Annotated in this window: 22 protein-coding genes; 17 read left to right on the forward strand and 5 right to left on the reverse strand. The window is 62.6% G+C overall.

The window, feature by feature from the left end; translation table 11 throughout:
• The first annotated feature begins 4 nt into the window (after nucleotides 1–4).
• Together cobA and NBW56_RS00250 are read left to right on the forward strand one after the other, a co-directional pair.
• Entirely contained in the window at nucleotides 5–1,093 is a 1,089-nt protein-coding gene (gene cobA, locus NBW56_RS00245; RefSeq protein WP_250257540.1) for a uroporphyrinogen-III C-methyltransferase, read from the forward strand.
• Nucleotides 1,090–1,935, forward strand: a complete 846-nt coding sequence (locus tag NBW56_RS00250) for a uroporphyrinogen-III synthase (protein WP_239379579.1) — start codon at nucleotides 1,090–1,092, stop codon at nucleotides 1,933–1,935. Before cobA ends, NBW56_RS00250 begins: the two co-directional genes overlap by 4 nt.
• On the opposite strand, the gene NBW56_RS00255 is transcribed toward NBW56_RS00250, so the two are convergent.
• The 3 genes from NBW56_RS00255 to metG are packed head-to-tail and all read right to left on the reverse strand — an operon-like array spanning nucleotide 1,916 to nucleotide 5,233.
• Nucleotides 1,916–2,638 carry a sirohydrochlorin chelatase gene (locus NBW56_RS00255; RefSeq protein WP_239379580.1) on the reverse strand — a complete coding sequence of 241 codons (723 nt, stop codon included), beginning with the start codon at nucleotides 2,636–2,638 and terminating at the stop codon, nucleotides 1,916–1,918. The two genes, NBW56_RS00250 and NBW56_RS00255, sit on opposite strands and share 20 nt — an antisense overlap.
• Before the next feature lie 9 nt (nucleotides 2,639–2,647).
• Nucleotides 2,648–3,421: an ABC transporter permease gene (locus NBW56_RS00260; protein ID WP_239379581.1), complete on the reverse strand. Its 774-nt coding sequence runs from the start codon at nucleotides 3,419–3,421 to the stop codon at nucleotides 2,648–2,650.
• Between the two features lie 15 nt (nucleotides 3,422–3,436).
• Nucleotides 3,437–5,233, reverse strand: coding sequence for a methionine--tRNA ligase (gene metG, locus NBW56_RS00265; RefSeq protein WP_074296914.1), 1,797 nt, complete (start codon nucleotides 5,231–5,233; stop codon nucleotides 3,437–3,439).
• Nucleotides 5,234–5,284: 51 nt separating this feature from the next.
• On the opposite strand from metG, the gene NBW56_RS00270 reads away from it, so the two are divergent.
• Entirely contained in the window at nucleotides 5,285–6,658 is a 1,374-nt protein-coding gene (locus tag NBW56_RS00270) for a UTP--glucose-1-phosphate uridylyltransferase (RefSeq protein WP_250257541.1), read from the forward strand.
• Nucleotides 6,659–6,905: 247 nt separating this feature from the next.
• On the forward strand, nucleotides 6,906–7,247 hold the full coding sequence (locus NBW56_RS00275; RefSeq protein WP_250257542.1) for a hypothetical protein: 342 nt from the start codon (nucleotides 6,906–6,908) through the stop codon (nucleotides 7,245–7,247).
• A 385-nt stretch (nucleotides 7,248–7,632) separates the two neighbouring features.
• Here the strand turns inward: NBW56_RS00275 and pdxY are convergent, their stop codons facing one another.
• Nucleotides 7,633–8,487, reverse strand: coding sequence for a pyridoxal kinase PdxY (gene pdxY / locus NBW56_RS00280; RefSeq protein WP_250257543.1), 855 nt, complete (start codon nucleotides 8,485–8,487; stop codon nucleotides 7,633–7,635).
• A gap of 41 nt (nucleotides 8,488–8,528) precedes the next feature.
• Nucleotides 8,529–9,140 carry a thymidine kinase gene (locus NBW56_RS00285; protein WP_250257544.1) on the reverse strand — a complete coding sequence of 204 codons (612 nt, stop codon included), beginning with the start codon at nucleotides 9,138–9,140 and terminating at the stop codon, nucleotides 8,529–8,531.
• 82 nt (nucleotides 9,141–9,222) lie between these two features.
• Here NBW56_RS00285 and NBW56_RS00290 point away from each other — a divergent pair, with 82 nt between their 5' ends.
• The 13 genes from NBW56_RS00290 (at nucleotide 9,223) to NBW56_RS00350 (ending at nucleotide 26,682) form a co-directional block, all read left to right on the forward strand.
• Nucleotides 9,223–10,194 carry a sugar phosphate isomerase/epimerase family protein gene (locus NBW56_RS00290; protein WP_284346068.1) on the forward strand — a complete coding sequence of 324 codons (972 nt, stop codon included), beginning with the start codon at nucleotides 9,223–9,225 and terminating at the stop codon, nucleotides 10,192–10,194.
• A gap of 114 nt (nucleotides 10,195–10,308) precedes the next feature.
• Nucleotides 10,309–11,334 carry a 3-oxoacyl-ACP synthase III gene (locus NBW56_RS00295; protein WP_034374820.1) on the forward strand — a complete coding sequence of 342 codons (1,026 nt, stop codon included), beginning with the start codon at nucleotides 10,309–10,311 and terminating at the stop codon, nucleotides 11,332–11,334.
• Entirely contained in the window at nucleotides 11,328–13,991 is a 2,664-nt protein-coding gene (locus NBW56_RS00300; RefSeq protein WP_250257546.1) for an alpha/beta fold hydrolase, read from the forward strand. Before NBW56_RS00295 ends, NBW56_RS00300 begins: the two co-directional genes overlap by 7 nt.
• Nucleotides 13,988–14,968 carry an NAD-dependent epimerase/dehydratase family protein gene (locus tag NBW56_RS00305; protein ID WP_250257547.1) on the forward strand — a complete coding sequence of 327 codons (981 nt, stop codon included), beginning with the start codon at nucleotides 13,988–13,990 and terminating at the stop codon, nucleotides 14,966–14,968. The genes NBW56_RS00300 and NBW56_RS00305 overlap by 4 nt, the downstream gene beginning before the upstream one ends.
• Nucleotides 14,961–15,629, forward strand: a complete 669-nt coding sequence (locus NBW56_RS00310; RefSeq protein WP_250257548.1) for a vitamin K epoxide reductase family protein — start codon at nucleotides 14,961–14,963, stop codon at nucleotides 15,627–15,629. Before NBW56_RS00305 ends, NBW56_RS00310 begins: the two co-directional genes overlap by 8 nt.
• Before the next feature lie 94 nt (nucleotides 15,630–15,723).
• A complete protein-coding gene (locus NBW56_RS00315) occupies nucleotides 15,724–16,566 on the forward strand; it encodes a ComEA family DNA-binding protein (protein ID WP_250257549.1) in 843 nt (280 codons plus the stop codon).
• 70 nt (nucleotides 16,567–16,636) lie between these two features.
• Nucleotides 16,637–18,940: a ComEC/Rec2 family competence protein gene (locus tag NBW56_RS00320; RefSeq protein WP_250257550.1), complete on the forward strand. Its 2,304-nt coding sequence runs from the start codon at nucleotides 16,637–16,639 to the stop codon at nucleotides 18,938–18,940.
• 119 nt (nucleotides 18,941–19,059) lie between these two features.
• Entirely contained in the window at nucleotides 19,060–20,679 is a 1,620-nt protein-coding gene (locus NBW56_RS00325; protein ID WP_250257551.1) for an ABC transporter substrate-binding protein, read from the forward strand.
• Nucleotides 20,676–21,632 carry an ABC transporter permease gene (locus NBW56_RS00330; protein ID WP_250257552.1) on the forward strand — a complete coding sequence of 319 codons (957 nt, stop codon included), beginning with the start codon at nucleotides 20,676–20,678 and terminating at the stop codon, nucleotides 21,630–21,632. Before NBW56_RS00325 ends, NBW56_RS00330 begins: the two co-directional genes overlap by 4 nt.
• A complete protein-coding gene (locus NBW56_RS00335; RefSeq protein WP_250257553.1) occupies nucleotides 21,629–22,507 on the forward strand; it encodes an ABC transporter permease in 879 nt (292 codons plus the stop codon). Before NBW56_RS00330 ends, NBW56_RS00335 begins: the two co-directional genes overlap by 4 nt.
• Before the next feature lie 4 nt (nucleotides 22,508–22,511).
• Complete coding sequence (locus NBW56_RS00340; RefSeq protein WP_250257554.1) at nucleotides 22,512–24,356, forward strand: gamma-glutamyltransferase family protein; 1,845 nt, start codon at nucleotides 22,512–22,514, stop codon at nucleotides 24,354–24,356.
• A 9-nt stretch (nucleotides 24,357–24,365) separates the two neighbouring features.
• Nucleotides 24,366–25,991, forward strand: a complete 1,626-nt coding sequence (locus NBW56_RS00345) for a dipeptide ABC transporter ATP-binding protein (protein ID WP_250258510.1) — start codon at nucleotides 24,366–24,368, stop codon at nucleotides 25,989–25,991.
• Complete coding sequence (locus NBW56_RS00350) at nucleotides 25,984–26,682, forward strand: GntR family transcriptional regulator (RefSeq protein WP_250257555.1); 699 nt, start codon at nucleotides 25,984–25,986, stop codon at nucleotides 26,680–26,682. Before NBW56_RS00345 ends, NBW56_RS00350 begins: the two co-directional genes overlap by 8 nt.
• The last annotated feature ends 18 nt before the right edge of the window (nucleotides 26,683–26,700 follow it).

Below are 26,700 nucleotides of genomic sequence, written 5' to 3' on the forward strand. Positions count from 1 at the left end.
CTTCGTGAAGGCTTCTGCTCTCTCAGTAGCCCACCGATGGCAGGGCCGCGCCGTGGATCTTTCCGATCATCGCGGCCCCGCCAGCTGGCGGGCGGCGCAAGCCCTCGCGCTTGAGGGCGCTACGGTCTACATCGGCGATTCGCGCGCTCGCGATCGAGCACACGGGTTCGATCGTCTTGCGAGGGAGCGCGGGCTTGAGAAGCTTGCCCTCCAGTGGGCGGCGGAGCTACGTGGGGAGATCAGCTCCGACGCTTGTGCGCCCCACGCCGAGAAGATTGCGCTCCATGAGGCTGAGGAACCGTCGGAAAATGGGGAGAATCCCGCCGGCGTTGTGACGCTCGTAGGCGGTGGCCCAGGAGATCCGAGCCTCCTGACCGTGGCCGCACTTACAGCGATTGCGCGTGCCGACGTCGTTCTTCTTGATCGGCTTGGGATTGCACTGAACGTTGTGGACTTCGCGCCCGCCGCCCTCGTGATCGATGTGGGTAAAGCCCCGGGCCGCCACAAAATGTCGCAAGATTCGATCAACGAGACCATGCTGGCTTTCGCCCGCGCGGGTGCGCGAGTTGTGCGTCTCAAGGGCGGCGATCCGTTTATTTTCGGGCGCGGTGGCGAAGAGTGGCGATTCCTCGCGGAACAGGGGATTCGTGTCGACGTTGTTCCTGGCCTGACGAGCGCCCTGAGCGTTCCCGCACACGCGGGAGTTTCAGCGACGTATCGTGAGGTCACGCGCGCCGTCACGATCATGTCGGGCCATCAGCCCTTCAACCAGGCCGAACTCTCTTCTCTCGTGTCTCTTGGAAGCACCATCGTGATCCTCATGGGAGTCGCGACCTTCCCCTCAACCGTCGCGGGGCTTCGAAAGGCCGGCCTGCCCGATTCTACGGGCGTTGCACTCCTCGAGCAGGGGTACACCGCGAACGAACGGCACACTTTTACGACGCTCGGCGCCGCGATCGACGAGGCGCGCGCCCGAGGCGTCACGAATCCCGCGGTCATCGTCATTGGCGACGTCGTGAACGTCAGGGAAGCGTCGGCAGAAATCATCGAAGCCCGCACCGATACCCCTACCGAAGGAGAGGAACTCGCGTGAGTCACCCCAACCCCACGAGCCCGATTGACTCTCACGAGCGTCCCCTCGAGGGCCTCCGCGTCGCCGTGACCGCGGCACGCCGTGCTAACGACCAGATCGCCGCTCTTGAGCGAGCTGGTGCGAGCACCGTACATGCCCCAACGATGCGGATCGTGCCGGTAGAAGACGACACCGCCCTCATCGACGAGACCCGTGCTCTACTTGAGGCGGCGCCGCCCACGTTTTTCGTGACGACCGGGCAGGGCATCAACTCGTGGCTCCAAATTCTCGACGAGCCCCTCAAGCAGCAGGTTCTCGACTACCTCTCGTCAACTCAGATCATTTGCCGCGGTGCGAAAGGGCGCGGCGCGGTTCGTAAGTGGGGCCTTCCCGACGCGCCGAGCAGTGAAAAGGAAACGAGCACGTCGATGGTGGAACTCGCCCTCGACCTCGGTATTGCCGACGGCCCCGTGGGCCTTCAGCGTCACGGCTACGTTCCTGAAAAGGCGCTTGCCCCGCTTGGCGACCGTGAAGTGTATGTTGTGGCTCCCTATCGTTGGGAGCTTGCGGAGGACCTCACACCAGTGCACGATCTCGTGAAGAGCATCATCGCTCGCGAGGTTGACGCCGTGACGTTCACGGCGGCTCCGGCCGTCGTGGCGCTTCTGGAAGTCGCCGACGGAATGGGTGTTCGCGATCAGCTCCTCGAAGCCTTCGGCAGCGATGTGCGTCCGGTTGCCGTCGGACACGTCACCGCCGAACCTCTCGAAGATGAGGGTCTTGTGCCGCTGTACCCTGAGCGCGAGCGCCTTGGGGCGATGGTCAAGCTGATGGGGGAGAAGCTCAGTCCTCGCGGGCGCTGATCGCTTCCAGTGCGGTTTCGTAGCGTGCCGCCACGATCGGAGCGAGAGCATCGCCGAGGTGCGCGAGAACCTGCCAGCCGGCCCCTGTGGCGCGCTCACGTGCCTTATCGAGCAAAAGCCCGGGCGCAGTGAAAAGGGGCAGAACCGTGCCCGGCGTGTTGGCGGCTTCGAGACGGTCGTTTAAGCGCGGGGCACACGTGGCGAAACGCGCGCGCACATCCCGGCCCGTACGCTTGGCGAGTGCGGTCGCGAGCGACTCCACCGCTTCATTAGCGCCGGGGCGAGAGGAACCAACGGCGAGCAGAACGATCTCGCCGCGTACGCTTTGATCCTCAGTGCCGGCAAGATGTGTCTCAAGAACATCGACGAGATCCTCACCCGTGCCGATCACGTCAGCCTGGACGAGATCGAGGCCGTGGGCGAGCGTCGCGTCGCGCAGCTCGCTCGGCGCATCCTCTGTTGCGTGATAGGCCTCAGTGAAAAGGAGAGGTACGGCAATCGCCGAGGAGTACCCGTGGTCGGCAAGCGCGCCCGCCACCTCTGGAATCGACGGCGAGGCGAAATCCTCGAGGTACGCCGCGTGAGCCTCGACCCCGAGAATCGCGCCCGCTTTGGCCACAAGTGATTCGGTGGCGACCGCAGCGGCGGGGTTGCGGCTGCCGTGGGCGATGCCTATGAGGGCGGGTATTTCGGTGTGCATCATGCAAAAACCCTACCCGAGGTGGGATTTTTTCTCGCTTACGGCGCGCGAGGGCCGCCCGCTCGCGACGGGGTCCGAGCCCCACATCACGAGCGCCGCCGCGACCGTCCCCGTTGCCATGATGCCTGCAAGCACGAGAAGTTGGAACCGGCCTGCTTCGAGGGGGGAGGCACCCGCGAAGACGGCCCCCACGAATGCCCCCGGCATCGTGACAATGCCCGTCACACGCGTTTGATCAACGTTTGGAATGAGCGCCTCGCTCATCGCCCTCGAGGCAATATCGCGCACTGCCCGACGGTTTGTCGCACCGAGGCCGAGCCACCCTTCGATCTCACCCCAATGCTCAGCGACGTCCTGCGAAAGCCTGCGGCCCGAAAGCGTCACGACGCTCATGGCATTCCCCGTGATAATGCCGCCAAAGGCGAGAAGGTTCTGGCCCGTGAACTCGAGTGCCCCGGTGAGGAATACCGTGAGCACGGAGATCGCGACTGCGGCGGTCATGGCCCCTGCGACGAGCGCGACCGTGCGCGCATTGGCCCCGAGTCGGCGTGAGGAGGTCCAAATGCCGAAAGCAAGCATGATGAGCAGTGCGAGGAAAACGTAGGTGACCTGCGTAATCGCGATGCTGAGAACACTCGCGAGGATCGCGAGTTGCACGAGCGCCCGCAGCAGTGCCACGGCGGGATCAGCCCACTTTGGTACCGTCCATGCGCGCCTGAGCGCAAGGGTGAGAGCGAGACAGAGCGCTAAAGCAACCGCTGTTGACACAAGAGAAACGGTGCTCACAGCGCTCCTCCCGAACTATTTGCTTGCAACCCCGAGGCGCTCGAGTTCCTCTTCGACAATGCTGGGGTCGAGCTTCTGGAAAATCGGCTTGGGCTTTGCGACCGGAGCGCCCACCGTGACATCGCGATGCCCCCAAGCAGGAACGTGCGTGTAATCGCCCGTGATGATGGGGTAGGTGGCGTCGGCATCGAGATCCTCAACCTCTTCGATGTGTGGCATCGGCGCGATCTCGAGCGTGCCGCCCAGAACCTTCTCGACTTGGTTCGCGGAGAACGGCAGGAACGGCGAGAGCATCGTGTTGAGGTCGGTCACGGCCTGTGCCAGCACATGCAAAATCGTGAGCAGGCGTGGGCGCTCTTCTTCGGCTTTGAGCTTGAACGGCTCGGTCGCCGACACATACGCGTTCGCTTCTCCCACGAGATGCATGATTTCGGAGATGGCCGCCCTCTGGCGGTGGGTGCGAATGAGGTTTCCGACGGTGTCAAAGCCCTCGGTGATCTTCGTCAGGAGGGCGCTGTCTGCTTCCGTGAGCTCGCCCGCTGCGGGAATTTCACCCACGTTCTTGGCGATCATGGCAGCGGTGCGGTTCACGAGGTTGCCCCATCCAGCAACGAGCTCGTTGTTCGTGCGCGACACGAACTCGCTCCACGTGAAGTCGGCGTCCTGGTTTTCGGGGCCTGCCGCGGAAATGAAGTAGCGCAGGGCATCGGCCTGATAACGCTCGAGAACATCGCGCACATAAATCACGATGCCCTTCGAACTCGAGAACTTCTTCCCCTCCATCGTGAGGAACTCCGAACTCACGACTTCCGTCGGAAGGTTGAGCGTGCCGAGCCTTCCCGGCTCACCGCCCTTGCTGCCGCCGCCGTTGTGCGCAATGAGCTCAGCCGGCCAAATCTGCGAGTGGAAAACGATGTTGTCCTTGCCCATGAAGTAATACGAGAGGGCTTCCGGGTCATTCCACCACTTGCGCCAGGCCTCAGGGTCGCCAGAGCGGCGCGCCCACTCGATCGACGCCGAAAGATAGCCAATCACGGCATCGAACCACACGTACAGGCGTTTCGTGGGCTGATCTTCCCAGCCGGGAACGGGGATTCCCCAGTCGATGTCGCGGGTCATCGCGCGCGGCTTGATGTCCTTGAGGATGTTCTGACTGAAGCGAATCACGTTCGGGCGCCACAGCCCCGTGGCCTCGCGCTCATCGAGCCATTTGCCGAGTGCATCGGCGAGTGCGGGCAGGTCGAGGAAGTAGTGGGTGGTTTCGATGAACTGTGGGGTTTCGCCATTGATGCGCGAGACCGGGTCGATGAGGTCGGTTGGGTCGAGTTGGTTGCCGCATGCGTCGCATTGGTCGCCGCGGGCACCGGCCGTCTTGCACAGCGGGCATGTGCCTTCAATGTAGCGGTCGGGGAGTGTGCGGCCGGTCGACGGGGAGATTGCGCCGCGCGTCACCTTTTCGATCATGTAGCCGTTGTCGCGCACGGTCGTGAACATTTCCTGCACGATCGCGTAGTGATTGCCGGAAGTCGTGCGCGTGAAGAGGTCGTAGGAGAGCCCGAGGTTCACGAGGTCTTCAACGATCACGCGGTTGTTGCGATCGGCAAGCTCGCGCGCCGTAATTCCTTCTTGATCGGCAGCCACGAGGATCGGGGTTCCGTGTTCATCGGTTCCCGAGACCATGAGCACGTCGTGCCCGGCCATGCGCATGTAGCGCGAAAAAACATCGGAGGGGACACCGAATCCGGCAACGTGGCCGATGTGGCGGGGTCCGTTTGCATAGGGCCAGGCGACAGCAGAAAGCACAGTACTCATAGGGCACCAATTCTACGACGTTTTATGAGGGAAGCGCCTTATCCTGGACTCATGAGTTACGACAACGACACGAATGCCACCGGACTCACGCTTGCTCAGCAGAAAATGCGCGAGGCGGGCGTGGCCGAAGCCGCTATCAATGTCTTCAGCGATTTTTACCACCAGCTTGCGCAAGGCGTGACCGGTTCGATCCCGGAAGAGACGATCTCGCCGCTCACCGAGGTGGATCGACTTGCCGATGTCGAGGTTGATCCCGAGGTTGCGAAGGATGCTTTCTCGAAGCTCGTTGTCATTAACCTCAACGGTGGCCTTGGCACCTCGATGGGCATGGACCGCGCGAAGTCCCTCCTCCCCGTTCGTGAGGGAAAGAGCTTCCTCGAGATTATCGTTGAGCAGGTACTCGCGGCCCGTAAGAAGACCGGAGCGCGCCTCCCGCTTTTGTTTATGAACTCTTTCCGCACGCGCGAGGACACCCTCGAAGTACTCGCGAAGTACCCGGATCTTCAGGTGGGGGATCTGCCGCTTGACTTCCTCCAGAACAAGGAGCCAAAGCTCAAGCGCGATGACCTCACCCCCGTGGAGTTCCCGGAAAACCCGGAGCTGGAATGGTGCCCGCCGGGCCACGGCGATATTTATACGGCGCTTCTCACCTCGGGCGTGCTCGATGCGCTTCTTGAGCAGGGCTTTCGTTACGCATCGATCTCGAACTCGGACAACCTCGGCACGGTTCCTTCGCCCGAAATCGCCGGGTGGTTCGCCGCCTCGGGTGCACCGTACGCCGCGGAGTTGTGCCGCCGCACGGCCGCAGACCGCAAGGGCGGGCACCTTGCGATCCGCAAATCCGACTCCCGCCTCATCCTGCGTGATACCGCCCAAACCCCGGCGGAGCAGATGGAGTACTTCACCGATGAACACCGCCACCCGTTCTTCCACACGAACAACCTGTGGTTTGATCTCGTGAAGCTCAAGGAGATCCTCACCGAGCGTGAGGGTGTCATGGGCCTTCCACTCATCCGCAACGAAAAGACTGTTGATCCTTCCGATAAGTCGAGCACCCCCGTCTACCAGATTGAATCGGCGATGGGAGCGGCCATCGAAGTGTTCGAGGGCGCGACCGCGATTGTGGTGGACCGATCGCGTTTCCTGCCGGTGAAAACGACGAGCGACCTGCTGCTCGTGCGCTCCGACGTGTATGCACTCAGCGACGAGTTCGCACTCGAGAAGGTCGTGGACAAGGCGCCGCTCGTCAAGCTCGCCGATGGCCCCTACAAGCTTGTGGGTGACTTCGAGAAGCGTTTCCCGGGTGGTGCGCCGAGCCTTAAAGACGCGTCTTCCCTGACCGTTGAGGGCGATTGGACGTTCAATGAGGGCGCCCGGATTGAAGGCGACGTGACCCTCGGAGCTGAGGGCGGAATCCTCCCGTAGTTCCCCTCCTCGAATTGCATAGAGGTTGCGGGGGTTTGGCGCGGTGTGTGTGGGCCGCCCAGGCCCCCGTTTCCATGCTGAGCCGCCGCTGAGTCGAGCGCATCCCGGCTCGCCAAACTCTCTTTGCCCATGAAGAGCTTCCACAATTTCCAAACACCCGTTGCACAGGCTTTAGCGTTCTGGTTGGCTATGCGACATGGGCCTCGCTCGGGGGAGTGGGGCCGCGTCGAGCTGGATGGGGGAGTGCATGCGGAGCGGGCGGGCACAGGTTCTTGGTGCGTTGAGTGTCGCGGTTGTGGTGGCGGCTGGTTTCGTGGGCTGTGGTGGTGAGTCTGCGGGTGGTCCGACGCCTGCCGCACAGTCATCCAGTTCTCCTCTGAGCAGTGATGCTGGCGGTTCAGATTCTGGTGGTGGCAGTGATGGCGGTGGTGAAGCGTCCGGCCGCACGCCGAATCTTCCGCCCGAAAACGCGGCGCTTGAGGCTCCTGATTTCAAGGACTACACGGGCATAAAGTACGAAACCGATCAGGGTGCCCAGGACGCTTCAGGGCGCTGGGTACCTCAATCAGCGCTTCGTGCGGTCAACTGATTGACGCCGCTTGTGGAAGACGGAAAAACTGGAAAAGAGCGGCGAGGTCGGGAATCCCTGGCTGGAAGGGCGAGGTTAGATCAGGTTGGGAAATCCACGAGGCGGAACCGACTGAAGTAGTGCGGCGGTATGAGGCCGAGGCAACCGTCGGACCTGGGCGCCGACCCCAGTGACCACCGGCCCTGAGTTCACGCCATTGACCCGTCTCGCAAGACGATCGAATTAATCGAAGAAGGGGAGGGGCAAAGGCGCCGCGATCGGTGATTTCTAGGCCTCCCAAACCCCCACAGGGACAATGCAATCCAAGGAGGGGAGGGGGAAAGCCCCCACAACCCCTATGCAATCCGGAGGGGACCCCACCAAACCCCCACAACCCCTATGGAATTCAGTGAGGGAGGGGGTGGGCCTTGAATTTCGTGTCGGGATTGACGAACGCATCCTGGCTTTCGACGATCAAGAGCTCACGTGCATTCACTTTGAGGGTGCGGTCGATGAGCTCGAACACCGACGCGGCTGTTTTCTCAAGCGCCTCAACAGGGCCGGCACCGCCAAGCAAGTGCGCCGTGAAAAGAGCCGTCGTCACATCGCCGCTGCCGTGAACCTTGCGCTTCAGGCGCGGTGTCGAAATAAGGTGAGCGCCGGAAGAATCGGCCACGAGAAGTTCGAGGGTGCCGGGCGTGGTTTTATCGGTGAGTACGCTCGTGACAAGGATGGTCTCGGGGCCCTCGGCGCGCAGTTGTTCGACAGCAGTGAGGGTGCCCTCGAGAGTGGACACATCGGTGTCGGTGAGCACGCCCAGCTCGAAGTGATTCGGCGTCAGCACCTCCGCGGCCGGAACAACCTTGTTCGCCATGAGCGGCGGGATATCGGAATCAACGTAGAAACCTTCGCCCGCATTGCCCATCACTGGATCGGCGATATACACGGCGCGTGGATTGTGCTTCTTGACGCGCTCAACGGCATCGAGGATGACGTCAGTGACGGCAGCGGAGCCCTGATAACCGCTGAGAACAGCGTCGGCTTCGCCGAGGATGCCGAGCTCTTCGATGCCGAGAACGACCTCGTGTACGTCCTTCGCGTCGATCACGGGGCCACGGAATGTGGGGTGGCCCGTGTGATTGGAGAAGAGAACTGTATTCACGGGCCACACTTCGTGGCCGAGACGCTGGAGCGGGAACACCGCCGCGGAGTTGCCCGCGTGACCGTAGGCCACGGCAGATTGGATCGACAGAATTTTCATGCGTCACTCCTTGACGGCTTGGGAACGGGAAACATCGGTGTTTAGAAGAGAGCGGGGCCGAGCGCTTGCGTTTTCTCTTCGAGGTAGCACGTGCCACACAGCGACTCGTAGGTCACGCGGCCCGCGCCATCGATCGCTACTTGGTCGCCTTCGAAGACGAACGCGCCGTTCACGCTGCGGCAATTGAACTCGGCTTGCGACCCGCATCGGCACATCGTGGGGAGCTTCTCGAAGTTGTCGGCAAGCTCGAACAGGCGCGACGAGCCGGGAAATTGACAGGCGAGAAAGTCGGTGCGAAGCCCGTAGCAGATGACGGAGATTTGGTCGTTTTTAGCGACGAGGAACAGCTGGTCGATTTGATCGCGGTCCAGGAATTGGCTCTCATCGACGAGAACGACATGAAAGTTTCGCTCAGGGCGAGCAGCGATGAACGCTTTGATTTCTTCGCGGAGGTCGTGCCCGGACTCAATGAGAACATCGACCCGTCGCTTCGCGCCTCCGCGCGCGAGCACCCAGTCTTCACCCTTCGTATCGACAGCGGGCTTGACGGTAATGGTGCCGAGGCCGCGTTCCTCGTAGTTGTAGGCCGTCTTGATAAGGGTGTCGGATTTTCCCGAGTTCATCGCGCCGTATTTGAAGTGGAGCTTAGCCATCGGTTCCTCCTGAGCATCCCTTCGGCGCGCGTGAATATATCCTCCACAACCTTAGTGCACCTGGCCTTGCTAGCGTGAAGGCGTGACGACAAGCGACAAAAGTGGCAACGGCCGAAAGGTCTTCACCCGTAAGAACCAGGCGAGAAAAAACTCGAGAGCGTGGCGTGAGAGGAGCCGAGCAGGCGTCGGACCCAACGCTTCTCACTCCAGAGATGGGGCGGGCCGAACTGAAACAAGCGAAGCCGCACACCCGAGCACCCGCGCTGGTCGCACTATTCCCGTTGGGCTTTCCACTTCGTCGCTGTTCCCGCTCGGCCTCGAAGACACATTCAAGGCGGCCCGGGAAACGGGCTATGACGGCGTAGAAGTCATGTGTTCGCTCGATCCGGCTACCCGTGACGCCATGCGCCTTGAAACCCTTACGCGTGTGTACGACCTGCCGATTTTGTCGCTTCACGCCCCGACCCTCTTCTTCTTGCAGTTCGCAGGTGGTCTCGACCCCAAAAAGAAGCTTGAGGATACGATGCGCCTTGCCGTGGATCTTGGGGTTCCGACGGTTGTTGCCCATCCGCCGTTTCGGTGGCAGGGGCGTTATGCCCGGGATTTCGTCGATATCGTTGCCGAGCTTGAAGAGCGCTACGGGATCGCGCTTGCCGTGGAGAACATGTACCCGTGGCGCCTTGGAGTGCGCGAGGCACTCCCGTACTACCCGGACCACGACCCGACTGACGAAGATTACGCGCACCTCACGATCGACCTCTCTCATGCGTCGACCGCGGGTGATGATGCCCTTGCGATGATCGAACGTGTCGGGGATCGGCTCAGCCACCTCCACCTCACCGACGGTTCAGGCCACACGCTTCGCGATGAGCATCTCGTGCCCGGAGATGGCGATCAGCCGGTGACCGAAATTCTTCGCACCCTCGCGCGCGCCAACTGGGATGGATCAGTAGTCGTGGAAATCGCGACGGGTGCGAGCCGGAAGTTTGAAGCGAAGCTTCCCCCTATTGAACGCTCCCTCGCCCTCGCGCGCCGAGAACTCAGTCACGTTTGAGTCCTCCAGGGCCTTGAACTGGTCACTTTTTCATCGAATCTCCAGTGCTTCGGTGGACAATAATGTGGCGCTTTGAGAGGCGCGAACCGAGACTGAAAGCGATTAGTAGTAGTGATCCCCAATACCGCGTTTGACCATAAAAACGCCGCCATTCTCTCCGTTTCCGCCGTGGAAGCTCAGGTTCCCGTCACCTCTGACTCGATCGACGAGATGCTTTCACCGGCCCGCAAGCGCCTTCGACTTCCGAAGGGCACACTTCAGCGCGTCGCCGGGGTGTACGAGCGTCGATGGTGGAAGGACCCGGAAAACGGCTGGAAGCAAGGCGCAGTGATTGCCGCCGAGCGTGCGATGGCGAGTGCCGGCATAACGCGTGAGGACGTCGGCGTTCTCATCAATGCGTCCGTGTCGCGTCAGCACCTTGAACCGGCGATGAGTACGCACATTCATGCGGCGCTCGGCATGCCGGCCTCGTGCATGAACTTCGACATTACGAACGCGTGCCTGGGGTTCGTGAACGCGATGACTTTTGCCTCGGGCCTTATCGACGCGGGTCAGATTGACTACGCCCTCATCGTGGGCGCTGAGGACGTTGAAGAGGTGCAGCGACGCACCATCGCGCGCCTCAACGACAAGAACTCGACCCGCCAAGACTTCAACAATCAGTTCGCGTCACTCACGCTTGGCTCGGGTGCCGCCGCCGCGGTCGTGGGGCGCTTCGACAAGCACCCCGAGGGGCACAGGATTCTCCACACGCAAACGCGTGCGGGCACCGAGCACCACGAACTGTGCATCGGCGACATGGACGACATGCGTACCGACACGGCGGGCCTGCTTGAGAACGGCCTGGAGCTTGTGACGCAGACGTGGCGCGCCGCGGAGGAGAGCGGCCGCACCTATTCGAACAAGCAGTGGTACATCACCCACCAGGTGTCGATGGTGTACACGCGTGCCTTCGCGAAAGCCATGGGAATCAACCCTGAGATCATTCCGGTGACGTTCCCCGAACTTGGCAACATTGCCGCCGAGGCCGTTCCGCTCACTCTCGCCCTCAACCAAGACCGCTTCGCGAAGGGTGATGAGCTGCTGCTACTCGGCGTGGGCTCGGGCCTCAACACCGCGATGATGGAGGTGCAGTGGTGAGCGCCAAGGACTTCCACGACGTACAGGACGTTCCCGACCTTCCCGGAGTACAGCCTGAACTACACCACACGCTAAAGGTGCGGGATTCCTACGGCGACATGCGCCGCTGGCACTACCTCGACAACGTCCGCCAGCTAGAGAAGCGAGGCGTCGAGCCCCGTGGCACGCTTCTGTGCGTGCACGGCAATCCCACCTCTTCGTTCCTGTATCGCAGCCTGTTCAACGAGGAGATGCTCGAAGCCGGCTGGCGCGTCGTTGCCGTTGATCAGCTTGAGATGGGGTACTCGGAGCGCACGGGTCACGAGCGCCGCCTTCAGGATCGCATCACCGATCTTTCGCTTTTCACGGATGCGCTCGGCCTTGCGGGCAATGTCGTGACGGTGGGGCATGATTGGGGCGGCATCGTCTCGATTGGTTGGGCGCTCGATAATCGCCACGACGTGATCGGCATGATTCTCACGAACACCGCCATTCATCAGGAACTTGGTGAATCGCTGCCGGCTTCGCTTCAGCTCGCAACGGCCCCGGGTTTCCTGCCGTTCTCGACTTCGCGCACGGACGCGTTCCTTCGCACGACCGTCAATCTTTCCAAGCCACCGCTGCCTCGCGAGGTGCGTGAGGGGTATTACGCGCCCTACCGGTCGAAGGCGCGCCGCCGAGGCATAGAAACGTTTGTGGCCGACATCCCTGCGAGTGCGGACCATCCTTCGCGCGCAACGCTCGAGCGGCTCGCCGAAGGCCTCACAACCATGGACGTTCCCACCCTTATGGTCTGGGGGCCGCGCGATGTGGTGTTCTCGGACCGCTACTTGCGGGATCTTCTTGAGCGCGTGCCCCACGCGGATGTACATCGCTTCGAGGGAGCCTCGCACCTCGTGTGGGAGGACGCACCCGTGGCGGGCGTTGTGGAGCGCTGGCTCGAGGAACGATTCGTCAAGGGGGAAAACCTTCGCGAGCGTTCGGTGTCGAGCTATGCCGAACAGCCGGAGTACAAGCGCCTAGGGTCCCTCATCACCGAGCGCGCGAACGATCCTGGAACCGCATTTGAGCCCGCAGTCGTGGAGATGCGCGCCGAAGGGCCCCGCACTATTACGTGGAACCTGCTCGAAAAGCGTGTTTCGCAGCTCGCGAGCGGCATGCGCGCGCACGGCATCAAAGCGGGGGACCGCGTAAGCGTGCTCGTCACTCCGGGTGCCGATCTCACGGCCGTGCTCTACGCATGCTTGCGCATCGGTGCGGTTGCGGTTGTTGCAGACGCAGGCCTCGGCATCAAAGGCCTCACTCGTGCAATCGTGGGCGCGCACATCGACTACATCGTCGGCATTCCCACCGCTCTCGCCGGTGCGCGGGCGCTCGGCTGGCCGGGCGAACGCATCTCCGTGCGTACGCTCCCCACGATCGATCGCGCCGTGTTCGGGGTGAAAGCGTCGATCGATGAGCTTATGCGCGAGGGCGAACAGATCCATGCTCTCGGCGGCGGCGATGACACTGCCGATGTTGATCCGGATGCGGATGCGCTCGTGTTGTTCACGTCTGGTTCCACAGGGCCCGCGAAGGGGGCCGTATACACGCACCGTCAGGCGAGCGCGATGTTTACTGCGGTCGGCGACACGCTGCAGTTGCGGCCGGAGCGCGGCCTTGTCGCCGGCTTCGCGCCGTTTGCTCTGCTCGGGCCGGCTCTTGGTGCGCCGAGCATCGTCCCCGAAATGGACGTGACGCGCCCCGGCGAACTCACGGCAGCGGCACTTGCCGACGCCGTTGACGAACTCGGCTCGCCCGCGGTTTTCACAGCCCCGGCGGCCCTTCAAAACATCATCGATACGGCAGGCGATCTCAACGACCGCCAGCGCGAGGCGCTTTCACGTGTGCCGAGCTTCTTCAGCGCCGGCGCGCCGATCCCCGCGCCGCTCCTTCGCGCCCTCCGAGACGTTCTGCCAAACGCGCACTCGTACTCGCCGTACGGCATGACCGAGTGCCTCGCAGTCGCCGCGATTGATCTCGACGGAATCGAGGCGGCCGGCGAGAGCAGCGGCGTGTGCGTGGGTGGGCCCGTACCACGCGTGGAGCTTGCGATCGCACCTCTCGAGTCCGACGGTCGCGCAGCCTCGACTGTGACGACAGAGCCAGGCGTCGTTGGCGAGATCATGGTGCGCGCTGCGCACGTTCGCGACCGCTACCTCATGTTGTGGGATACGACCCGCGAGTCGATGCGCTGCGAGGGCTACCACGCGACGGGCGATGTTGGCCAACTTGATGCCGAGGGGCGCCTTTGGGTCGAGGGGCGCCTCGCCCACGTGCTGACCACCGCGGCGGGCCCCGTGACTCCCGTGCAGATCGAGAAGGCGGCGGAAAGCCTCGAGTTTGTACGCCGCGCGGGTGTGTGCGGTGTGGGTCCGTCGGGCACCCAGCAGGTAGTGGTCATCTATGAGGATCCCGCGACGTTCCGCCCGGGCAAGGGCCACACGCCGAAGCCTGCGACCCCGGAGCGTCAGGCTGCGATTCGCGAAGCGGTTGAGGCAGCGACCGGCATCGCCGTGACCGCCGCTTTTGAAACGACAACGCTCCCAACCGATATCCGCCATAACTCGAAGATCGAGCGGGCGCGTCTCGGTGCGTGGGCCGAACGTGAACTTGCTGGTGAAAGGAGCGCGCTGTGAAGGTTCTCGTGACCGGTGCGAGCGGCATGCTCGGCGGTGAAGTGGCGAAGCGGCTCCGCGATGCGGGCCACGAAGTAAGCGCGTTTCAGCGCCGTCCCGCTGGGATCGACGGCGTAAAGGACGTGTGCGGTTCGCTCACCGAAGCGGCCGATGTACGACGCGCCGTTGACGGTCACGATGCAGTCGTGCACCTCGCGGCCAAGGTCTCGATCTCGGGTCCGGAAGAGGAGTACCGCGCCGTCAATATTGACGGCACCCGCAACGTCGTGAATGCACTTCGCGCGCAGGGTGGCGGAAAGCTCGTCAACACGTCCTCGCCGTCTGTCGCCCACTTTGGCGAGGCTATCGTCGGGCTCGACGCGACCGCCCCCGAACCCACGCGTGCCCGCGGGCCCTACGCCCGCACCAAGGCCGCCGCGGAGCTCGTGGCGATGGAGGCTGACGGCAGCGATGGCATTCTCGTGACGACTTTGCGCCCGCATATCGTGTGGGGGCCGGGAGACACGCAACTTGTTGAGCGCATCGTCGAGCGTGGTCGTAAGGGCACGATGCCGCTCCTTGATCGAGGCATGGCGCTCATCGATACCACCTACATCGACAACGCTGCGGAGGCGTTCGTGGCAGCTCTCAACCGCATCGAGCACGTGCATGGCGAGAGCTTCGTGATCACGAATGGCGAGCCGCGCACCGTTCGCGACTTCGTCGTGGGGCTGTGCGATGCCGCAGGCGTCTCACGCCCACGGATCACGGTTCCCGGCCCTGCTGCGCGGATTGCCGGTCGCGTGATCGAGAAGGTGTGGGAGCTTCGCCCAGGTTATGACGAGCCGCCTATGACCGAGTTCCTCGCGGAGCAGCTTTCGACCGCGCACTGGTTTGATCAGCGCCGGACATGCGAGCGTTTGCAGTGGAAACCGCGCGTCAGTATGGACGAAGGCTTCGCGAAGCTCAAAGCGTATTACGATAAGGCGCGTGACTGAAAATTTAACGACTCGCTCGTTCGATGGTGCGGAACTTTCCAAGATAGACGCGGAAATCCGCGCCGAGCAGGACGCGAAGCCCCGGGCTTCCCAGCGCACCGTTGGGCTCGTGCTTCTCATCGGGTCTGTCCTCGGGATTGTGGCGTCATTTGCGCTCATGCAGGATAAGCTCGCGATTTTGGCGGACCCGAATGCCTCGCTCGCCTGCGACATCAACCCGTTCATCTCGTGCGGCACGTTCATCCAAACGTGGCAGGCCCAGACGTTCGGTTTCCCGAATATGTACCTCGGTTTCATGGGCTTCTCGATCATGGGTGTCGTCGGCGCTCTGCACCTTTCGCGACTTGCGCTTCCGCGATGGTTCCAGTGGGCGACCTTCGGTGGGCTCGCCTTTGCCTTTGCGTTCGTGCTGTGGCTCTCGAGCAACGCGCTGTTCGCGATTCGCGCGCTGTGCCCGTGGTGCCTAGTCGTGTGGGCCGTTGTGGCTCCCATGTTCTTTTCCTTCGTGGCTTTCCTCGTTGAGGAGGACGTGATTGACGTGCGGGGGCCGGTGCGCGCTGTACTGCGCTCATGGGTTGCGCTTTCGCTTGCGTGGTACGCGCTCGTGTTTATTGCGGCGTTCTTCGTGTTCCTGCCCGAGTGGGAGGCAATGTTCCTCTAAGCCGCACGGCGCTTCTTACTCCACACGCCCCGCCTGTCCCCAGCGGATAGCCGGGGCATTTTCGTCGGGCTTTTGTGGTCCTAGCGTGGTGGCTATGAACACAGACACGGGGCGCGAGGGGCGGCATCGCGCAGTGACGAAGGGCAGCGCGACAACCCCCTCGTGGGAAGATCTCGAGGAATGGTCGCGCGAGGGTTCTGGTGGGCGCAAGGGGGTTCGATGGTCAGCGCTCAAGGAGCCTCGAGTGCTCCTCGGCATTGTCACGGCGGGTGCACTCGCCCTCGGCGGAGCCCACATGGCGACATCGATGACACCACGTGAGGACACGGTTGCCGTCAATGGGGAGGCGCCACAGGAACTGCCGCACTCCACTAGTTCGCCGCGGGACTTCGCGAGTGCGGCGCCCACGGCCTCAAGCCCTCCCGCAATTGTGGGCGGCGAAGCCCAGCCCGTAGCCTCGCCAGAGGCGCCGCACACCATACTCGTTCATGTTGTGGGAGCCGTGAAGGATCCTCGGGTTGTGGAACTTCCCTCCCAGTCCCGCGTAGGGGAGGCACTCGAAGCGGCGGGTGGCGCCACGGATGAAGCTGACCTCAGCCGGCTCAATCTCGCTCGAGTGGTGAGTGACGGTGAGCAGGTGTTCGTTCCGCGCCAAGGTGAGGATATTCCCGCAGGGCTACCCGCACCTTCGCCGCAGCAAGGTGCAACACCCGGTGAGTCCACGGGAGAGAACCCTTCGGATCACGGACTCCTCAACATCAACACCGCCACGGAAAGCGAGCTTGAAGAACTTCCCGGCGTGGGGCCCGCCATCGCGTCCCGGATTGTTGAACATCGCACCACGAACGGCGCCTTCACGAGTATCGAACAGCTCCAAGACGTCAAAGGGATTGGTCCCGCGATCTTCGAGAAACTTCGTGAACGCATCACCGTGTGACGCCATTGGCGTAAGAGTCGGCGGTTTCGGGGAGAAGCCCGTTCGGGGGTTAAGCCTCATCCCTCACGCTGTGGTGGTATGGCCCGCGACGATTGCAGGGGTGTCCCTCGGCCCCGTTGTTCTGCTCGCCGTGATCCTCCCGGGCCTCCTCATGCTCATGGTTCGCGATAGGCGCGTGCGGGCACACGCCCTCCTTGCCGTCGCTCTCGGGGCGGCGATCGCCGGGCCGGTCGGGCGTGCACACGCCGCAGAGCTGAGCCTCGACGAGGCACTTTCGATAAGAAACGTCGTGACCGAGGTGCAGGTAACGCTTGGCGAGCAACCGTCGGAACCCAGGAAAACACGCGCGTGGGATACGGCACGCGCCCGCGCATCCGCTCTGCCTGCGACGTCGACGATTTTGGTGGGAGCGGGGAAGCAGGAGCTTCCTGGCAACGGACGTATTGTGTTGACGTGGAGCGAGACGACGCGCGGGGAAAATCCGTTGGCGCTTACACGGGGCGAGATTCTCACGGCACGGGGCTACGCCGAACGGGACGGTTCTACCTTTTTCCTCGACGTCACCGAGTGGGAGCGATCGAAGGTCGCGAATGAGAAGAATGAGGGATTTGCGTCACGAATAGGGCGCTTCCTCGACGACTGGCGTAACGCACGCAAGGATCTCGTGCGCGAGACATCGGCATTCCTCCCGCTAAATGAGTCCGCGCTCGTGGTAGGCATGACGCTTGGCGACGTGACCGGGCTCGACAAAGACACGAAGGACGCCATGGCGACTTCGGGTCTCACCCACCTCGTTGCCGCCTCGGGCGCAAACATCGCGCTGACCTACGCGTTTGTCACTCTGCCGCTTCTGGCGTTCGGCGTGCGACGCAAGGCGAGGGTAGTCGCGGGTGCGGTGGGAATCGTCGTGTATGTCGCTGCAGTGGGACCCGAACCTAGTCTGCTGAGAGCCGCGCTCATGGCTGTGCCCCTCTTGATTGGTCGCTACTGGGGGTTTCGCACCCCAGCCGTGAACGCCCTCGCGCTCACCGTACTCACGTGGTGCCTCCTTGACCCTTCACTCGTGGGGGAAGTGGGGTTCGTGCTGAGCGTCGGGGCCACGTGGGCGATCCTCGCTCTCTCGGTTCCACTCGCGGATGTTCTCCAGCAGGTCAGCGGTGGGCGAATCTCGCGGAATCTCGCGCTCGTGCTCGCCGTTCCGACGGTTGCCCAGGCTGCGTGTACTCCCGTCTTGCTTTTGCTCGCTCCCGAAACTTCCGTGTGGGCGGTTCCTGCAAATATCGCTGCCGAAATTGTTGTGGCTCCCGCGACCGTGGTGGGGTTCGCGGGCATTCTTGTCGCGCACGTCTGGCCGCCGCTGGCGATGCCTTTTTTCGCCGTCTCCGGGGCGGGCGCACACGTTCTTGTGCTCATCGCGACGGTGGCCGCCGCACTCCCAGGCGCGCACCTTTCGCTGCCGGCGGAGGCGAGCGGCGCGCTTGCCATAAGTGGACTTCTCGTGCTTGTGGGTTTGACGCTGTGGCTTCGCAAGCGGAGAGAAGTGCGCCTCGCGATTGCCTTCGTTGTGATCGTTCTTCTCGTGGTTGGCGGCTCACGGCTCGTGAGTCACGACGCGGGGGACTGGGATGTCGTGATGTGCGACGTCGGGCAAGGCGATGCCATGCTCGTGCGTGCAGGCGAGCACACGGTGCTCATCGATACGGGGCCCGACCCGGCAAAGCTCGCGAGGTGTCTCGATCGGGCCAGCGTAGAGTCGATCGATCTTCTCGTCGTGACCCACCCTCACGCCGATCACGACGGGGGTATCCCTGCACTTGAGGGGCAGTGGGCACCAAAACGTGCATGGGTGTGCCCTCTGGATACATCTACGGAACCCAAACTCCCGCGTGCAGAGGTGGAAGTGGTGCTCGCACCCCGTACGGAAACCCTGGGGGCGCTTTCCCTCGAGGTTGTGTGGCCGCGTTCGGCCGAGGAAGCGCGAGTCGTTGGTGCTGGCGAGGGTGGGGGAGAGGAGTCCGCGCTTAACGACTGTTCAATTTCGATGCTTGTGAAGGCGCCCGGATGGAGCGCCTTGACGCTAGGGGATCTAGAGCCAAATGCGCAAGCTAGCCTTGCGCGTTCGGGGGTTGTGGAACCTGTTGAGTTCGTTAAGGTTGCGCATCACGGTTCTCGGCGGCAGGCGCCCGAGCTTTATGAGCGCTCGCGAGCCTCTCTCGCCGTCATCGGTGTTGGTGAGAACACCTTCGGGCATCCGCATCCACGAACGCTCACGATGCTCAAGCGGCAAGGGGCGGTGGTGAAGCGCACCGACGCGGACGGAATGCTGGCCTTTGAGCGCACCCCGGAAGGGTGGAGGGTTGTCCCATTGCCATGAGTGTGTATACAAAAGGTCTCAAGATATGAACGGAGTCGACGCCCTCGATGCCACCCCTCTAGGTTGTATACAAAGCTTCGGGGAGGTGCCTCGAAAGCTCCTCTGAAGGGAGGTGCGGGATGAAGCGCAGAACGGTACTTAGCGCAGGCCTCGTGGCGTTCGTCGGTGCGGGGTGCGTCCCACGCCAAAGTCTCGAAGATCCACCGGAGCGGCCCGACATTGTGGACAGTAATTCCACGGGGCAGAGCCTTCGCAATGGTGGCGATCTCGTCATGGCTCTCTCGGCAGAACCCGACAAGCTTGACCCCACGACTTCCTCGTCGCTCTACACGCGATACGTCATGCAAACGATGTGCGAGAAGCTGTACGACCTCAACCACAAGGGCGAGATCATCCCGATGCTGGCCGCCGCTCTTCCCGAGATTAGCGACGATGGGCGTGAGGTCGTGATCCGCCTCCGCGAGGATGCGGTCTTTGCCGACGGCGAGCCGTTTAACGCCGAAGCCGTTCGTATCACGCTTGATCGCCACCTCAATCACGAGCAGTCTTCCCGGCGTTCGGAGCTCGGCCCCATCACCGGCCTCGAGGCAATCGAAGAGTTCGCCGTGCGAGTGACTTTCGAAAAGTCATTTTCTCCCTTTACCGCTGCGCTTGCCGATCGTGCGGGCATGATGCTCTCCCCGAAAGCACTCGAGGAACTCGGAGATGACTTTGCATCGCATCCGGTGGGGGTCGGGGCTTTCAAATTCGTTGAGCGCATTCCGCAAACCTTAATTACCGTCGAACGCGATCCGCTCTACTACGACGCACGCAACGTGCGACTCGACAGCGTGACCTACCGCATCATGGCCGATGCCAACATCCGCGCCGCGAATATTCAAAGTGGCGACGTGCACGTTGCCGACAACATCTCGCCGCAGGACATCGAAGCGGTCAAGGCGTCGCGTGACATCAACACTCTCCAGGTGCTCTCGCTTGGATACCAAGCCATCACCATCAACCTTGAGCCCAAAGACGACGCTGGTCACCCCCTCGATAAGGGCCTCATAGCGACAGACGAGCGAGTGCGACTTGCGTTCACGAAGGCGATCGATCGCGAGGCCCTCGTGAACACGGTGTTCAACGGGTGGTTCGATGCGGCGTGCTCGCCGATTTCTCCCTCGAGTCCGTTCGCGACCGAGGAATCCACTCAATGTCCTGAGTACGATCCCGAGGAATCAAAGCGCTTGCTCGAGCAGGCGGGCGCCCCGGTGCCGTACCCGATCACCCTCAAGGTCTCGAATTCTCAAGATTCGCTCCGCTTCGCCCAGGCCCTGCAGGCCCAAGTAAAGGAAGCGGGGTTCGCCATAAGCGTTGTTCCTATGGAGTACACGGCAATGCTCTCGGCTCAAGATTCGGGTACGTACGAGGCGATTCAGCTCGGTTGGTCCGGGCGTGTGGATCCCCACGGCAACGCCTATAACTTCTGGACCACCGACGCGAACAACAACTACGCGGCCTTCAGCGATCGCACGCTCGACGATCTGCTCACGAAGGCTTCTGAAGTCACCGACCTTGACGAACGCTCCGCGCTGTACGGAGCGGCTGTGAAACGCATGCAGGAAACGAACCCCGTGATCTACCTGTACCGCCAGCGCTCGCTCACCGCCTACAGGGCGAATCTCGTGGGGGTCTCGACCTACGCGGACGGCGTCGTCAAGCTCTCCCACGCGGCTTTTATCGAAGGGGAGCAGCCATGACTCGCTTTATCTCCGTACGCTTCCTCGAATCGCTGTGTACGCTCGTGTTGTCGTCGATCGTGATCTTCGTTGGCGTACGTGCGCTTCCGGGCGATCCCGCCGTCGTAATGGCGGGGGAGGAGGCCTCAAAGGAGCAGATCGAGGCAATTCGGGCAAGTCTTGGGCTCGACGACCCCCTCATCGTTCAGTACGGCGCGTTCGTGAAGAACATGTTTACGCTCAACCTTGGGGAGTCGACACGTACGGGCCAGGATGTTGTGTCGATGCTTGTGACCGCCCTTCCCGTCACGGTCCTGCTCTCGCTGTATGCCATCATCGTCGGGATCGTGATCGGGCTGCTCTTCGGGATCTTTGCCGAGCGCCGCAAGGGCAAAATCGACGAGCTCGGGGCCAATATCGCCGTTCTTTTCGGGCTCTCCGTGCCGAATTTTTGGCTTGGCCTCCTCGCGATTCTCGTGCTTGCCGTCTCGCTCGGGTGGTTCCCCGCCTCGGGGTACGTGTCCCTTACGGAGGACCCGCTGAGGTGCCTGTACTACCTCACGCTTCCTGCCTTCGTGCTGGGATCGGGGCTCGCTGCGGTCATCGCACGCCAAACCCGTGCGAGCCTCATCGACACGATGGCGACGGACTACGTGCGCACGGCCCGGGCTACGGGCATCGCGCCCTCCCGCATCTTGTTTCGATACGGCCTTCGCAATTCGCTCATCGTGCTCGTCACGATCGTCGGTCTCCAGATGGGCGGTCTGATTTCCGGTGCCGTTGTGACCGAGCGTATTTTCGCGCTCCCGGGAATCGGGCGCATCACGCTCGATGCGGTGTTTTCGCGTGACTATCCCGTGATCCAGGCCGTTGTGCTGCTCGTGACGGTTGCCTACATCGTCATTAATTTCCTCGTGGACATCCTCTACTCCGTTGTCAATCCGCGAATCAGAACGGGAGGTGCTGCATCGTGACTGCTACCGCGATCTCGCACTCATCCGATACTTACGCCCCTACGAAAGGCGTGGGCAAGCGTCTCCTCGCTTCCCCCGCGGGCCTCGTCGGTTCCGTGCTCGTGGCGTTCGTGATTCTCGTGGCGCTACTTGCGCCAGTGATCTCTCCGTACCACTACGCCGACACGAATTTCACCTACCCCTTCCAAGTGCCGTTCACGGAGGGCTTTTGGCTCGGAACCGACGACCTTGGGCGTGACGTGCTCTCTCGCTTGCTCTACGGCACCCGAGCATCGCTTCTCGTCGGCCTGCTCGCCGTTGCTCTCGCGGTTGTCGTGGGAACGCCCCTCGGCTTGCTTGCGGGATATTGGCGCAAGGCGGATATGGTCATCTCTCGCTTTGTTGACGTGACTCTTGCATTTCCGTTTCTTGTGCTCGCCGTGGGTCTCGCCGCGATCTCGGGTGCGAGCCTCACCAATGCGGCGATTGCATTGGGCGTTGGCAATATCCCTTCGATGGTGCGCGTTGTGCGCGGCGAAACGATGCGGCTGAAAGGCGAGGCCTTCGTTTCGGCGGCGATTGCTGCCGATGCTTCCCTCGTGAGGATTCTCGGGATGCACATTCTGCCGAACACGCTCAGCGCGATCATTGTGCAGGTCACGGTGATCCTTCCCGCTGCCGTCATCGGCGAGTCGATGCTGTCGTTCCTAGGCCTCGGCATCCAACCGCCAGCGCCGAGCCTCGGCATCATGCTTTCTGATGCGCAGCAGTACATCTACCGCTCACCTACCGTCGCGATTGCGGCTGGCTTGACCATCGTCCTCATTTGCTTCGCGTTCAACCTTTTTGGAGATGCGTTGCGCGATGCACTCGATCCCAACTCGTCGAAGGAATGACCCCATGACGACGTCGTTCACACCCGCCCCGGCTCCGCTCGCTCGCCTCGATCTAAAGGGCACGTTTGGGATGAGCGCATCGACGCACTGGCTTGCGACCGCGAGCGCGCAATCGGTCCTGGAAAAGGGCGGTAACGCGTTCGATGCGGCGACGGCTGCGGCATTCGTGTTGCACGTCGTCGAGCCCCACTTAAACGGCCCCGGTGGTGACATGACGGGGGTGTTCGTGACTGCCGAGGACCCACGCCATCCGCGTGTACTCATGGGGCAAGGCGCTGCTCCCGCCGGTGCGAGTGTCGAAACATATCGGGCGCTCGGACTCGAACGTGTGCCCGGTTCGGGTGCGCTTGCGGCCGCGATTCCTTGTGCTGTGGACGCCTGGCTCCTTCTGCTTCAAGAGTACGGAACGCTCACCTTGGGCGAGGTCCTCTCGTACGCGATTGGGTACGCGCGCGGGGGCCATCCTTTGCTCGAACGTGCGGCAGGCGTCATTGAGTCCATGCGCGAGTTTTTCGAGGAGCACTGGCCGACGTCTGCCGATCTCTGGCTACGTGATGGTGTCGCGCCGAAAGCCGGCGATATCGTGAAGAATCCTGCTTACGCGACTGTGCTCGAGGATCTTGTCGATGTGGCCGCGGCGCATGAGGACCGCGCCAGTGGGATTCGTGCAGCGCGTGAGCGTTGGCGCACGGGCCCTGTCGCCGAAGCGATGACCGCTTTTGTGCAGGAGCCGCACCGGCATTCCGACGGCGGTGATTACTCGGGGGTGCTGACGAAGGAGGATCTTGCGTGCCCGGGCGCGCGCGTGGAGAGTCCGACGGTTGCGTCATTTAGGGGCTTCGACCTCTATAAGACAGGCCCGTGGGGCCAGGGGCCCGTGCTACTTCTTGCGCTCGGTATTCTCGAGGGCTTTGAGGATGAGGATCTCGATCCGTCGACGGCTCGCGGTATCCACACGATCGCGGAGGCACTCAAGCTTGCGCTTGCCGATCGCGATGCGTTTTTCGGCGACGACAATAGTGTGCCGCTCAAGGAACTGTTGAGCGAGGAATACCTCGCCTCTCGCCGCGCGCTTATAGGCGAGAAAGCGTCGGAAGAGCTTCGCCCCGGTCGCCCCGGTGGGCGTGTCCCAACGCTCGTGTGTGCTGAAACCCGTGAGGCATACGATGCGCGCGGCGGAGCCCGCGGTGACGCCGCAGGTGAGCCGACCGTGCGCGTGAACACGGGTGAGGAAGAAACTGATCCTGAAACGGGCGAGTTGCGCGGCGACACCGTTCACATCGATGTCGTGGATCGGTTCGGCAATATGGTGAGCGCGACCCCTTCGGGTGGGTGGCTCCAATCCTCGCCGACGATTCCTGAACTGGGTTTTTGCCTTGGCACGCGGCTCCAGATGACGTGGCTGGACGAAAGGTCACCGTCGGCCCTTACCCCCGGGAAACGACCCCGCACGACGCTGAGCCCCACTCTCGTGCTGAAAGACGGCGAGCCTATCCTCGCGACCGGAACGCCGGGAGGGGATCAGCAGGATCAGTGGCAGCTTCTCTTCCTTCTGCGCGTGCTCGTGGGCGGGTACAGCCCGCAAGAAGCGATCGAATCGCCCATGACGCACACGACCTCGATGCTCGAAAGCTTTTGGCCGCGCACGTGGGAACCCGGTCAGCTCGTGGTCGAGGATTCGCTGGGCGACGACGTCATTGGCGAACTCGAGGCTCGCGGACACCGAGTCGTGCGGGCAGGGACGTGGTCACTCGGGCGTTTGAGCGCTGTGACGCGCGACCCGGCGACAGGAATGCTCGGTGCCGCGGCGAACAACCGCGGCCAGCAAGGATACGCGGCAGGAAGGTGAGGCTCCATGATGCACACAGATGAATTCGTGCTTGAGGTACGCGACCTCGACGTCACGTACGGGAGCGCGGCCAGCCCCACTGTCCACGGAGTGTCTTTCACGCTTAGACCGGGGGAGAAGCTCGCGCTCGTAGGCGGGTCCGGTTCTGGCAAGTCCACGACGATCGCCTCCATCCTCGGCCTACTGCCGGGCGAAGGTCGCATCACGGGTGGCTCGATCACCTATCGCGGAACCGAGCTCGTGAACGCGTCGCCGGCACGATGGCGAGACGTCCGCGGCAAGCGGATCGCGCTCGTGCCTCAGGACCCGATGTCGAACCTCAACCCGACGATGCGGGTTGGCGATCACATTGCCGATGCGCTTCGCGCCTACGGGATGAAGGACAAGAAGGCGATCGAGCGCGAGGTTGTCCAGCTCATGGCGGAATCGGGCATCCCGGATCAGAAGCGGCGTGCGCAGCAGTATCCGCACGAGTTTTCCGGGGGCATGCGCCAGAGGATTCTCATCGCGATTGCACTCGCGGGTGACCCCGACCTCGTGATCGCGGATGAGCCGACGAGTGCACTCGACGTCACCGTTCAAAAGCACATTCTTGACCACCTCGAATCCCTCGTGGAAGAACGCGGGATGTCGCTGCTGTTTGTGACGCACGATCTTGGCGTCGCGGCCGATCGAACCGACACCGTTCTCGTGATGAGCAAGGGCGAGATCGTCGAAAGAGGGGTGCCGGGACAGGTCCTAGCGAATCCCCAGCATCCATACACGCGGGAGCTCGTTGACGCATCCCCCACGCTCGAAGGAACGAAGAAGAGTGCTTCCGCATGCGAGGGGAGAGAAGGCGCGCCGAGCGAAAATGTCCTCGAAGTTGAGAAGGTGACGAAAGTCTTTCGCTTGCGTGGTGCGCGCAAGGGGGAGGTTCGTGCAGTGGACGACGTCAGTTTCACGGTGCGACGTGGATCGACCCTCGCGATCATCGGCGAATCGGGGTCGGGAAAATCGACCCTGGCCTCGATTATCCTCGGTTTGCAGGAAGCAACGAGCGGGGAAGTGAAGCTCGACGGGCGCTCAGTCGTCACCGCGAGCGCACAACAGCGCAAGGAACTTCGCCGCTTCACGCAGCCCGTGTTCCAGGACCCGTACTCGTCGCTCAACCCGATGTGGACGGTCGAACGGATCGTGCGCGAGCCCCTCGACACATTCGGAGTCGGGAACAAGAGCGAGCGCCGTGCGCGTGTACTCGAGGTGCTCGATCACGTTGCACTACCGTCGAGTGCCGCTCGGGTGCTTCCCGGGCAGCTCTCGGGCGGGCAGCGTCAACGCGTCGCAATCGCCCGGGCACTGGCGGCGCATCCCCAACTCCTCGTGTGCGATGAGGCGGTCTCAGCCCTCGACGTTCTCGTCCAAGACCAGATTCTCGATCTCCTCGGAGCCCTCCAAAAAGACCTTGGTGTCAGTTGCGTGTTCATCACCCACGACCTCGCGGTGGTGGCAAATCTCGCGGACGACGTTGTGGTGATGAAGGCCGGAAAGGTCGTGGAAAAGGGCTCGGTGTACGATGTCGTGCGAAACCCTCAGCACGAGTACACGCGAGGGTTGCTCGATGCCGTCCCCGGAAGGGAGTTCATGCGTGTCTGACGCCGCGGCGAAGACTGTGACCGCCACCCTGCGCAAGCGAATTATCGCTGCCCAGTATGCGGCCGGCACTCCACTTCGTGAAGTTGCCTTGGCGAAGGAGTTTGAGCTGTCGCGCGTCCCCGTGCGTGAGGCATTGCGCATCCTCACGGCGGAGGGATTCGTTGATACGCGGGCAAACGTCGGATCCCGCGTGGCCCACCCGCCCTTTGACGATGCGCGCGAGCTGTTTGACCTCCGCATCACCCTCGAAACCTCACTCGTGCGGGACGCAGCCGCGCGATTTGCCGAGTTCTCCGCTCCCGGGGCCGCTCATGTCGAGCGTTCGCGCCGTCTGTGCACGGAAATTGAGGATGCCCTCGCGCAAGGCGACGAGGCGTTTGCGAATCGAGACGGTGCTGGAATCGCGGAGGCGAATCTCCGCGTGCACCAGGGACTTGCGGATCTAGCCATGCGCCCTGTGCTGAGCCACATCCTCCAGCAGATTGGCGGGCGCGTGGAGTGGCTTCATAGCGCGCATCATGGCTTCACGGTTACGCGCGATACGTCTGCCTGGGATCAGCACAAAGTGATTTACGATCTCGTGCGCGCAGGAGATGCGCACAACGCGCCCACGCATATGCGCGCCCACCTGGAGGCGTCGCGCGACGCTTTCCTCGCGAGCCTCTCGAGTTTGGCCGACGAGGATCGGTAACTAGCCCCTTCGCTTTTC

The sequence above is a fragment of the Dermabacter sp. Marseille-Q3180 genome, assembly GCF_940792985.1.
GTDB lineage: Bacteria > Actinomycetota > Actinomycetes > Actinomycetales > Dermabacteraceae > Dermabacter > Dermabacter vaginalis.

What these genes read in the sequence shown, in the direction of transcription:
- NBW56_RS00345 (WP_250258510.1), top strand. Translation starts at nt 24,366, where the DNA reads ATGCACACAGATGAATTCGTGCTTGAGGTACGCGACCTCGACGTCACG.
- NBW56_RS00275 (WP_250257542.1), top strand. Translation starts at nt 6,906, where the DNA reads ATGCGGAGCGGGCGGGCACAGGTTCTTGGTGCGTTGAGTGTCGCGGTT.
- NBW56_RS00325 (WP_250257551.1), top strand. Translation starts at nt 19,060, where the DNA reads ATGAAGCGCAGAACGGTACTTAGCGCAGGCCTCGTGGCGTTCGTCGGT.
- NBW56_RS00270 (WP_250257541.1), top strand. Translation starts at nt 5,285, where the DNA reads ATGAGTTACGACAACGACACGAATGCCACCGGACTCACGCTTGCTCAG.
- NBW56_RS00340 (WP_250257554.1), top strand. Translation starts at nt 22,512, where the DNA reads ATGACGACGTCGTTCACACCCGCCCCGGCTCCGCTCGCTCGCCTCGAT.
- NBW56_RS00255 (WP_239379580.1), bottom strand. Translation starts at nt 2,638, where the DNA reads ATGATGCACACCGAAATACCCGCCCTCATAGGCATCGCCCACGGCAGC.
- metG (WP_074296914.1), bottom strand. Translation starts at nt 5,233, where the DNA reads ATGAGTACTGTGCTTTCTGCTGTCGCCTGGCCCTATGCAAACGGACCC.
- NBW56_RS00330 (WP_250257552.1), top strand. Translation starts at nt 20,676, where the DNA reads ATGACTCGCTTTATCTCCGTACGCTTCCTCGAATCGCTGTGTACGCTC.
- NBW56_RS00315 (WP_250257549.1), top strand. Translation starts at nt 15,724, where the DNA reads ATGAACACAGACACGGGGCGCGAGGGGCGGCATCGCGCAGTGACGAAG.
- NBW56_RS00285 (WP_250257544.1), bottom strand. Translation starts at nt 9,140, where the DNA reads ATGGCTAAGCTCCACTTCAAATACGGCGCGATGAACTCGGGAAAATCC.
- pdxY (WP_250257543.1), bottom strand. Translation starts at nt 8,487, where the DNA reads ATGAAAATTCTGTCGATCCAATCTGCCGTGGCCTACGGTCACGCGGGC.